8 protein-coding genes and 1 pseudogene are annotated in these 9807 nt (G+C 73.4%); 3 read left to right on the top strand and 6 right to left on the bottom strand.

All coding sequences use genetic code 11. The features are described 5' to 3' along the window. On the top strand, positions 1-1238 hold a 1238-nt coding region (locus RH94_RS18465; protein WP_079189095.1), incomplete at its 5' end, for an amidase. A gap of 140 nt (positions 1239-1378) precedes the next feature. Here RH94_RS18465 and RH94_RS18460 read toward each other — a convergent pair. Both RH94_RS18460 and RH94_RS41450 read right to left on the bottom strand, forming a co-directional pair. Beyond that, positions 1379-1867 carry a GNAT family N-acetyltransferase gene (locus tag RH94_RS18460; protein ID WP_073948667.1) on the bottom strand — a complete coding sequence of 163 codons (489 nt, stop codon included), beginning with the start codon at positions 1865-1867 and terminating at the stop codon, positions 1379-1381. Between the two features lie 54 nt (positions 1868-1921). Next, a complete protein-coding gene (locus tag RH94_RS41450) occupies positions 1922-2059 on the bottom strand; it encodes a hypothetical protein (protein WP_199880994.1) in 138 nt (45 codons plus the stop codon). 427 nt (positions 2060-2486) lie between these two features. Here RH94_RS41450 and RH94_RS18455 point away from each other — a divergent pair, with 427 nt between their 5' ends. Then, complete coding sequence (locus RH94_RS18455; RefSeq protein ID WP_234425863.1) at positions 2487-3023, top strand: hypothetical protein; 537 nt, start codon at positions 2487-2489, stop codon at positions 3021-3023. 187 nt (positions 3024-3210) lie between these two features. On the opposite strand, the gene RH94_RS18450 is transcribed toward RH94_RS18455, so the two are convergent. The 4 genes and pseudogenes from RH94_RS18450 to RH94_RS46695 form a co-directional block, all read right to left on the bottom strand. Further along, a complete protein-coding gene (locus RH94_RS18450) occupies positions 3211-4686 on the bottom strand; it encodes an SDR family NAD(P)-dependent oxidoreductase (protein WP_073948666.1) in 1476 nt (491 codons plus the stop codon). A gap of 103 nt (positions 4687-4789) precedes the next feature. Then, a complete protein-coding gene (locus RH94_RS18445) occupies positions 4790-6151 on the bottom strand; it encodes a wax ester/triacylglycerol synthase family O-acyltransferase (RefSeq protein WP_073948665.1) in 1362 nt (453 codons plus the stop codon). A gap of 155 nt (positions 6152-6306) precedes the next feature. Continuing rightward, positions 6307-8628, bottom strand: coding sequence for a GH92 family glycosyl hydrolase (locus RH94_RS18440; protein ID WP_073948664.1), 2322 nt, complete (start codon positions 8626-8628; stop codon positions 6307-6309). Between the two features lie 291 nt (positions 8629-8919). Beyond that, a pseudogene (locus RH94_RS46695) lies at positions 8920-9240 on the bottom strand (zinc ribbon domain-containing protein); the annotation flags it as partial. A gap of 177 nt (positions 9241-9417) precedes the next feature. Between RH94_RS46695 and RH94_RS18430 the strand changes: the two are divergent. Continuing rightward, positions 9418-9795, top strand: coding sequence for a cupin domain-containing protein (locus RH94_RS18430; protein WP_073948663.1), 378 nt, complete (start codon positions 9418-9420; stop codon positions 9793-9795). Positions 9796-9807: the final 12 nt, after the last annotated feature.

Here is a 9807-nt window from a genome sequence, read left to right as displayed (position 1 = left end):
TCGGCGCCTTCCGTACCGTCCGCGCCGAGGCCGCGCTCGCCGAGGCCGACGAGGTGGCGGCCCGGGGCGACCTGTCCGGACTGCCGCTCGCGGGCGTGCCGGTGGCCGTCAAGGACAACCTGGCGGTGCGCGGCGAGTCCTGCCGCGTGGGTTCGGCCGCGACCCCGGACACGCCCGCCGAGCAGGACCATGTCGCGGTGGCCCGGCTGCGGGCGGCGGGCGCGGTGGTCGTCGGGCTGACGAACGTGCCGGAGCTGTGCGTCTTCGGCACCACGGAGGGGATGTACGGCACCGCCCGCAACCCGTGGGACACCACCCGGACGGCGGGCGGCTCGTCGGGCGGCAGCGCGGCGGCGGTCGCGGCCGGTCTGGTCCCGATCGCCCTGGGCAACGACGGCATGGGCTCGCTGCGCATCCCGGCCGCCAACTGCGGGCTGGTCACCATCAAGCCGGGCCACGGGGTGGTGCCCGCGGGCATCGGCGACGGCGACTGGTTCGGCATGTCCGAGAACGGCCCGCTGGCCACGACCGTCGAGGACGCCCGGCTGATGCTCTCCGTCCTGGCGGACACCGAGGTCGTGCGCGGGCGGGAGACGGCCACGCGCACGATCGCCGTGTCCGTGCGCAGCCCGCTCGCCGGGGTCGCCGTGAGCAAGCCGTACGCCGCCGCCACCAGGGACGCGGCACGCCTGCTGGCCGGGGCCGGTCACCGGGTGCGCCGCGCGGACCCGCCGTATCCGGTGTCGCTGGGCGTCACGGCCCTGCGGCACTGGTCGGCGGGCACGGCCGTGGACGCGGCGGGACTGGACCCGCGGCGGCTGGCCCGGCGTACCCGGGCGCACGCCGCCGTCGGGCGGCGGTTCCTGGACGGGGTGCGCACGAGTACGCAGCGGGAGCGGCTGCGCCGGCGGCTGGAGCCGTTCTTCGCCGAGTACGACGTGCTGCTCACCCCGGCGCTGGCCCGCCGCTCCCCGCAGGCCGGGCCCTGGCACGAGCGGGGCTGGCTGCGCAATGTGCTGGCCAACACCGGCTACTCGCCGATGACACCGCCGTGGAACCTGACCGGCTGGCCCGCGATGGCGGTGCCGTTCGGCACGCTGCCCTCCGGCGCCCCCTGCGCCGTACAACTGGTGGGCCGTCCGGGCTCGGAGGCGGACCTGCTGGACCTGGCGGAGCGGATCGAGACGCTGCACCCGTGGCGGAGGACGGCCGGCCTCCAGGCCCTGTCGTCACATTGACTCCCCCAGCCTTGGGCCGGGAGGTGCCCCCAGCCGCGCGACGCTCCCCCACTGCCCGGAGGGCGTGGGAGGTGCCACCGGCACCGGGCGCCGCGCGGCCCGCCCCTCGGGCGGACGACGGGAAGGTGTGACGACAGGGCCTAGCGCTGGAACGCCTTGTACATGATGTGCAGCCCGACCAGGCCGTGCCGGGGGTGTTCGAACGCCTCCGGCACCGTGCCGAGGATCCGGAAGCCCAGGGAGGTCCACAGTTCGACGGCCGGGTTGGTCTCCACGACGGCGTTGAAGACCATGCCCCGGTAGCCGGCGGCCTCGGCGGCGGCGAGGATGTACTCGGCGAGGGCGCGGCCGATGCCCTGGCCGGCCCGGTCGGGGTCGACCATGAAGCCCGCGTTGGCGACGCCGGCGGCGGGGCCGCCGTAGTTGGGCGTGACGTAGGCGGAGCCGACGACCGCCCCGGTGTCGTCCTCGGCGACGTACACGCGTTTGGCCGGGTTCATCCACAGCGCCCGGGCGTCCTCCTCGGAGGTGTCCGGGTCCCAGGTGTAGGTCTCGGCGGCGGCGACGATCCGGTGCCAGAAAGGCCAGATCCGCGGCCAGTCGTCGGCCGTGGCTTCTCTGATCAGCATGGGCGTGAGTCTCGCACGCCCATGCTGTCGGCGATCACGACGGTTCCCGCCCGGTCAGTCCACGCTGGGCAGGATGTGCGGCTCGGCGAGGTCGTCCTCGTAGCCCGCCAGGCGGATCGGGGCGGACCGGGCCCACACGTCGAGGCAGCAGAGGTCTCCGGCCTTCCGGCCCGCGCGCTCCGTGCTTTCCATGGGGTGCTGATCGCGATTCGTCTTCTCCGGTGTCACCGCGCACTCCTTATGTGTCGGTCACCCTCGGGGCTCCCCGACCGCTTCGCACAGCGGTACCTGACGCCCGTTCGGGTCTGCTTCAAAGCCATCTCGGACGCGGTGGCGCCGGCAACTGAGGTCCGGGCAGGCCGTTGTGCACCGGCTCGCCCCGGGACGGACCATGGGTGTGGATGGGACCCCTTGGTGCTGCCCGTCCGCTCCAGATTAACCAAATGAGCGGCCTCCCGCTCGATAGGGCTGCAAAGAGCAGGTAACTATCCGAAGTCGCGCGTGTTGATTCGACCATTTACAAGACGTTTTGTCACATCATGGACGCCGTTCGCCATGACCCACCGATCCACCGATCCACCGACCCACCACGACGGCCGTCTCTCGGGAGGACCGACGCATGGAGCTGCGCAGCGTCGAGGCGCTGATGGACTTGCTGTACGCCTGCCGGGGCGCTGCCACCGCACCGGGCGGCCACGGCGGCGGTGTCGACGCGCACGACCACGCGCTGCGCACCGCCGCCCTGCTGCGCCGGCGCCACCCGGCCGACAAGGAGCTCCAGGTGGCGGGCCTGGTCCAGGGCATCGGCCACCTGCTGGGAGCGGGCCCCCGGAAGGGCTCGGCCGACCTCGTCGCCGAAGCGGTCCGTGATCTGCTCGGCGAGCGCGTCTCCCGCCTCGTACGGCAGCATACGGCGGTCCCCGGCCACCTGCTCGACGAGGACGCCCTGTCCTTGCGCCAGGCGGCCGAGGAGGCCCGCACCCACGCCCTCGGCGCCGGCGTCCTGGAGGACTGGCGCACGGTCCTGGAGCTGGTCGTGGCACGCAACTCCCGGCTGGGCGAGGGAGGCCGGCACGACGTCAGGGACGTCTGGTACGAGAGGTGCCGGCTGCGGCCCGACCGGCACACTCACCCCGCGCAGACCGTGCGCCGGTGACGTCGTCCTCCGGACCACGGGGCGGGACCGCCGTCGTCGCCGGAGGCGTGGGCGTGCCGCGGCCGGTCGCCGGCAAGGCGGTGCGGGGCGCCGGGCCGGCCGGTCGTGCGGGCAGGCGCCGGGGCGGCGGCGCCACCGGCTTCGCGACCGGCCCGTATTCGGTCCGCGGTCGGCCGGAGGCCCTCGCTCACCACTTGCCGGGCGCGTAGTCCTTGAGGAAGACGCCGTACAGGTCCTCGCCCGTCTCGCCGCGCACGATCGGGTCGTAGACGCGGGCGGCGCCGTCGACCAGGTCGAGCGGGGCGTGGAAGCCGGCCTCGGCCAGGCGGATCTTGTCCGGGTGCGGGCGCTCGTCGGTGATCCAGCCGGTGTCGACGGCCGTCATCAGGATGCGGTCCTTCTCGAACATCTCCTGGGCACTGGTGCGCGTGAGCATGTTCAGGGCGGCCTTGGCCATGTTGGTGTGCGGGTGGCCGGCTCCCTTGTAGCCGCGGTTGAAGACGCCCTCCATGGCGGAGACGTTCACGATGTAGGTGCGGCGGGCCGCCGAGGCCGCCATCACCTGGCGCAGCCGGCTGATCAGGATGAAGGGCGCCGTCGAGTTGCACAGCTGGACCTCCAGCAGCTCGACCGGCGTGACCTCCTCCACGCTCTGGATCCAGCTGTTGGTGTCGTGCAGGTCGGGCACCAGGCCGCCCGCGTCGATGGCCGTGCCGGCCGCGATCCGTTCCAGGGACGCCGAGCCGGAGACGAGGGCCAGGTCGGTGACGTCCTGGGCGGTGAGCGCGCCGCCGCCCGCCACCGGCAGTTCGGCGACCGCGCCGGAGCCGAAGGTGCCGATCACCTCGGCCGCGGGCAGCTCACCGGCCGGCAGCGGGGCCGACTCGGCGGCGACCAGCTCGCTGTAGGCCTGCGGGGAGCGCCGTACGGTCTGGGCGGCGTTGTTGATCAGGATGTCCAGCGGGCCCTCGGCCGCGACCGAGTCGGCGAGGGCGACCACCTGGGCGGGGTCGCGCAGGTCGATGCCGACGATCTTCAGCCGGTGGATCCACTCGTCGCTGTCGGGCTGGGCCTTGAAGCGGCGGACGGCGTCGTTCGGGAAACGGGTCGTGATCGTGGTGTGCGCGCCGTCGCGCAGCAGCCGGAGCGCGATGTACATGCCGATCTTGGCACGGCCGCCGGTGAGCAGGGCGCGCTTGCCGGTGAGGTCGGCGCGGGCGTCCCTGCGGGCGCGGTTCTCGGCGGCGCACGCCGGGCAGAGCTGGTGGTAGAAGTAGTCGACCTCGACGTAGCGGGTCTTGCAGGTGTAGCAGGAGCGCGGGCGCTGGAGTATGCCCGCGATCTGCCCCGCCTCGGTCGTGGACGAGGGGAGGATGCCCTCGGTCTCGTCGTCGATCCGCTGCGCGGAACCGGTGGCCGTGGCTTCGGTGACCGCCCTGTCGTGCGCGGTCTTGGCGGCCCGGCGCTCCTGGCGGCGGCGCTGCTTGACCACGCGGTAGATGTGCGAGGTGGCCCGGCGCACCCGGACCGCGTCCGGGTGGTCGACCTCGATCCGGTCGAGCTCCTCCAGCACACTCAGGCACACGGCGAGGCGCTCGGGGTCGATGCCGGGGCCGTGCGCCGCCTCGTCCGTGGCCGTCGAGCCGTCGTCTGTCACCGTCATCGCGCTGCCGTTCCCTGATCACCCGTGCGGCGCTCCGACTCGCGCCCGCTTTCGAACGGGGGATTTTACGGCAGCGCCGGGCCATGAGGGAAAACGGCGGTGATCAGGGCCCGCAGACCGTGATCAGGGTCTCCATCTCCTCGGTCACGGCGTGGGCGAGGCGGCCGAGGTCCGGGACGGCCTTGGCGTCGGCGACGAACCCGTAGTGGACCTGGCCCCGGTAGGTCGAGATCGCGATCGCCAGGGACTGGCCGCGGGCCAGCGGTGCGAAGGGGTAGACCGCGGTGAGCGGGTGACCGCCGAGTTTCAGGCCGACGCCGGGCAGCGGCACGCTGGTGACCAGGATGTCGAACCAGAGCCGGGCGGCCTGGCCGACGAGCGGTCCGCCGAGCCGGTGGCCGAGGGCCGGTACGTGGTCGGCGAGCAGCGCGACGGCGCCCGCGCCCCGGTGGGGGCCCGCGTCCTTGTTGCGGTCCATGGCGCTGCGGACGGCGCCGAGGCGGCGCAGCGGGTCCGGGACGCCGACGGGGAGTTCCATCAGATAGCCGGAGAGCCGGTTGCCCTGCGGGTGGGCGGTGCGCGGCCGGCGCCTGGAGACCGGGATCAGGGCGCGGGGCGCGACGCCCTCGCTGGAGTCGCCGCGCTCGTCGAGCCAGCGCCGCAGGGCACCGGCGACGACCGCGATCAGTACGTCGTTGACGGTGCCGCCGACGGCCTTGCGCACCAGGTGCACGTCGTCGATGTCGACGACCGCGCCGGCGGTGCGGCGGGTTCCGGTGGGCTCGGCGGTGAGGGCCGGCGTGGGGCGGGTGACGAGGGACGAGCGGGCCACGGAGGCGCCGATGTCCAGGGCCCGGCCCAGGTCGGACAGGGCGCCGCGCAGTGCGTCGGGCAGCCTGCGCACGTCGGGCAGCAGACCCCGCCGGGGCTCGGCCGGCCGGGGTCGCGGGGCGGGCATGTCCATCGGGTCGAGCACGGCCGCGGCGAGGGTCAGGGCGCGCAGCCCGTCGGCGAGGGCGTGGTGGAACTTGAACAGCACGGCGAAGGAGAGGCCGTCCTCGCCCGGGATCACGTGCGCCTCCCACGGCGGGCGGTCGCGCTCCAGCGGGCGCTGCATGAGCCGGCCGGCCTCGGCGTGGAAGCCGCGGGCCGGGGCGTGCAGCCGGACGTGGTGCAGCGGGTCGAAGCCTGGGTCGGGCTCGCGGGCGGCGCCGCCGAAGTTGAACGGCTGGCGCAGGCCGTGGGCGAGGGGCCGGCGCAGGTCGAGCGGCCGCCACACGTCCCGGATGCGCATGCGCAGGCCGGGCACGCCGGCCGCGCGGGCGGCGAGCAGGTCGGCCGCGTGCGCTCCGGCGGTGGGCGAGTGGGCCGAGAAGATCCCGAGCGCGCCGAGGTGCATCGGGTGGTCGGCGGACTCGATGTTCCAGAACGCCAGGTCGAGGGGAGCGAGCAGGTCGGGAGTCAATGGCTTGCCTCGCGTCGACGGTGGATGAGTCTGCAGTCAACCGCTCTCGACCGATTACGGTCAAGTACGATCAAGCTACGCACAGTTAACAGCAGATTAAGTCCCGTCCGCGGAGAAAGCAGCGGGACACATGGGGCCTTTGGCGCGTGTCGCCGTCACCGCAGCACGGGCGGCGCGGCCTGCTCCGACGTCCCCCACCGCGAGGGACGCGGGCCCACGGTGTAGTGCAGGGTGCCCAGGGACCGCAGGGCGTCGGTGGTCAGATACGTCCGGTCGTGCGTCACCCCGTCGGCAGCGACCGTCTGGATGTAGTGGTCCGTCCGTGAGGTGCCCGGCGCCGTGATGGTCAGGCCGCCGCGCGGGTGGTGGCGCCGGTCCAGGCGGAGGTCGACGCGTTCGAAGACCGGCGTGGACAGGGCCCAGGTCGGGTAGCCGGGCTGGACCGGGAACAGGCCGATGGAGGACAGCACGTTCCAGGCGGACATGGTGCCCAGGTCGTCGTTGCCGGTCAGCCCGGCCGGCTCGTCGGTGAACAGGGTCAGCGCGGCGCGCACCACGTCGGCCGTCTTCCACGGCTGCCCCGTCGACAGGTAGGTGTACGGGGCTGCGAGGTCCGGCTCGTTGAGCGGGTTGTACTTGTCGGCGGTGTAGTAGGCGTACGGTCCGTGCACCCACACGTCGCGGGCGGTGCGCTCCGGATCGCGCAGGAGCCGGTCGTAGGCGAAGAAGGCGTCGAGGCGGTCGTTGGCGGCCCGCCTGCCGCCGATGAGGCCGATCACGCCGGACAGGTCCTGCGGCACCAGCCACTGGTACTGCCAGGACGTGCCCTCGTGGAAGCCGACGCTCCGCGCCGGGTCCGCCGGTCCGGTGAAGGCGCCGGAGGCGTCGCGGGCGCGGAAGAAACCGGTCGAGGGGTCGAGGAGGGTGCGGTAGTTGCGCGAGCGGGCGGCGTACCGCGCGGCGTCCTCGTGGTGGCCGAGGGCGCGGGCCATCTGGGCGAGCATCCCGTCCGACAGGGCGTACTCCAGCGTCGCCGAGGCCCCGAAGGCGTAGTCGGAGTGGCCGGGCTTCGGCGGCTGGTGCCCCTCGACGTACGGGACGAAGCCACGGGCCAGGTAGTCCGGGTTGGCGTCGCGGCCCACGGCCGGGGAGCCCGCGGGCGGCACCCCGTCGGCGTTCCGCCTCAGGGCGCGGTACGCCCGCTCCTCGTAGCCCTTGAGCAGGCCCTGGTGGAAGGCGTTGGTCAGGTACGGGGTGACGGGGTCGCCCGTCATGACGTTCGTCTCGACGGTGCCGTAGCCCCATTTGGGCGGCCAGCCGCTCTCCTCCGCGATCCTGATCACGGAGATCGCCATGTCCCGCGACTCGGCCGGCGCCGGCAGGGCGAGGAGCTGGGCCTGGGTGCGGTAGGTGTCCCACAGCGACCAGTTCTGGTAGTAGGTGAAGCCCTCGGCCCGGTGGACGCGCCGGTCCCAGCCGGTGTAGCGGCCGTCGGCGTCGCTGCCGACGCCGGGTTCGAGGAAGGAGCGGTACAGCGCCGAGTAGAAGGTGCGGCGCGAAGTGGCGTCCCCGCCGGACACCCGCACGTCCTGCAGCCGGTCCTCCCAGGCCCGCCGGGCGGCGTCGCGCACGGCGTCGAAGGAACGCCCGCCCTCCGCCGCCAGGTTGCCCGCCGCACCGGCCGCGTCCACGTACGACAGCGCGGTCGTCGCCTCGACGGTGCGGTCGCGGGTGGTGTCGAAGCGGAGGTACGCTCCCCCGCGCCCCGCCCTCGAACCCTCGGTGACGGTGGCGCCGTCCCAGGTGCCGTACGCCGTGAAGGGCCGGTCGAAGCGGGTGATCGTGCAGACGGTGTACGGCACGGTGTCCTTGCAGAAGCCGCGACCGGTGATCGCGGTCCGCACCGTGCGGTCGTCCAGGATCTCCACCGTGCTCGACACCGTCCGGTGCAGCGCCTGACCGGCGTTGAGCAGGACGTTGGCCTTGTCCGTGGCGGGGAAGGTGTAGCGCTGCACTCCGGTGCGGGCGGTCGCCGTCAGCTCGGCCCGGATGCCGCTGCCGAGGCCGACCCCGTAGTAGCCGGGGCTCGCCTGCTCGTCGTCGTGGCGGAAGGGGGCCGCGTACTGCGCGTAGTCCGTCCGTGTGACCTCCCCGGTGGTCGGCAGCGTCGGCAGGTCGCCGCCGATGCGGCAGCCCACACCGGAGAGGTGGACCAGGGAGAAGCCGCGCACGCGGTCGTGGGCGTGGTCGTAGCCGGTGCTGTGACCGGTGTCCGGCGAGAGCTGCACCATGCCGAAGGGCACGGCCGCGCCGGGAAAGGTGTTGCCTTCGTTCGCGGTGCCGATGAACGGGTCGACCAGATCGGTGAGCCGGCCGTCACGCGCTTCGGCGGCCCGTGCGGTGGCGGGAGCGGCGGTCAGCGCGGACGCCGCCACCGCCCCCGCCACGCACAGGCGCAGGCGCCGGGTCCATCTCATGCAGGAAGACCTCCCGGGAAGACGTCATTGCCTGCATGATCGGGTCTGCGGGTCGGCCGGCCGGGCAACCCGCGGGTGTCGCGCGCGACGCGTCGCGGATCAGCGCCTCCTGAGCGGCCTTCAGCCGTGCCGCGTCCGGCTTGAGCACCTGGCGGTCGCAGGTCGACAGTCCGTTGAGCTCGCCCCTCTCCTCGAACTCGACCCGACATCGCCGACCTGGGTTTGAAGTGCCCTCCCGGCAGCCGGGACGAGCGCGTGGCCCGTCCGGTACGGGTGCGGGATGTTCCGGGCCGCGTTGCGGTCGGCGTTGCCCGACCAGCCGCAGCCGGAGTTCCTGCACACGAGCGCGGCCTGGGACTCCCGGCTGCCCGGCGCGGTGAATCCGCACGCGGAGCGGCATTGGGAGGTGCCGGGAGCGGGAACCTTGTGCAGGGCGCCGCCGAGGCAGGCGGCCTGCCGTGTCAAGAATGCGATCCACGTCCGTCCTGAAGGCGCAATCTCGAAGGCGGACCGGCAACGCGAGGCCGAACCCGCTGCACTCGCCGTCCGATCAAGGACCGTCTGCCGTCCGGGGCGATGTGGAACAACGCTGTCAGGGGCAGCCGTCGGCATGACGGCACGGATTCCGCCTTCCGTTCAGGTACATGGCAAAACCGGGCGTACGGCGGGACAGCCCGGCCCGAGATCCAAGTGGACCGGGGGCTGCGGGACGCGCACCATGGGGGCGTCACTTCCACATCGCGCGAGCACCGCGGCGACGCCCTCTTTCCCGGAAGGGAAGTGAATCCGATGCCCAAGGTCTCCCGGCACACCGCCACCCAGGGCGGGGACTACGGCCCGGTCGTCGAGCTCTCCGAGGACCTCGAACCCTACACGGTGGACTTCCGCACCTTCCGCGAGGACGTCGACCTCACCCCCCTGCTCAAGGACCTGCCGGAGGGCCGGTGCCAGTGCCCGCACTGGGGCTACGTCTTCAAGGGCGAGCTGGTCCTGCGCTACCCCGACCACTACGAGGTGTACCAGGCCGGGGAGGCGTTCTACGCCCCGCCCGGGCACGTCCCCGTGCGCACCGCGCCGGGCACCGAGTACGTGCAGTTCAGCCCGGCCGACGAGGTCCGCCGCGCCGAGGCGATCACCTTGAACCGCTTCCCGCCGCTGAGCGGCTGAGCGCCGCCGGCC

Origin of the sequence: Streptomyces kebangsaanensis (assembly GCF_001906585.1) — a bacterium.
GTDB lineage: Bacteria > Actinomycetota > Actinomycetes > Streptomycetales > Streptomycetaceae > Streptomyces > Streptomyces kebangsaanensis.
This window is presented reverse-complemented; position numbering and strand designations above follow the sequence as displayed.

Bases quoted from the DNA above. Each gene is read 5' to 3' on its own strand.
- RH94_RS41450 (WP_199880994.1), bottom strand. From the start codon at position 2,059: ATGGAAAGCACGGAGCGCGCGGGCCGGAAGGCCGGAGACCTCTGCTGC.
- RH94_RS18450 (WP_073948666.1), bottom strand. From the start codon at position 4,686: ATGACGGTGACAGACGACGGCTCGACGGCCACGGACGAGGCGGCGCAC.
- RH94_RS18460 (WP_073948667.1), bottom strand. From the start codon at position 1,867: ATGCTGATCAGAGAAGCCACGGCCGACGACTGGCCGCGGATCTGGCCT.
- RH94_RS18430 (WP_073948663.1), top strand. From the start codon at position 9,418: ATGCCCAAGGTCTCCCGGCACACCGCCACCCAGGGCGGGGACTACGGC.
- RH94_RS18455 (WP_234425863.1), top strand. From the start codon at position 2,487: ATGGAGCTGCGCAGCGTCGAGGCGCTGATGGACTTGCTGTACGCCTGC.
- RH94_RS18440 (WP_073948664.1), bottom strand. From the start codon at position 8,628: ATGAGATGGACCCGGCGCCTGCGCCTGTGCGTGGCGGGGGCGGTGGCG.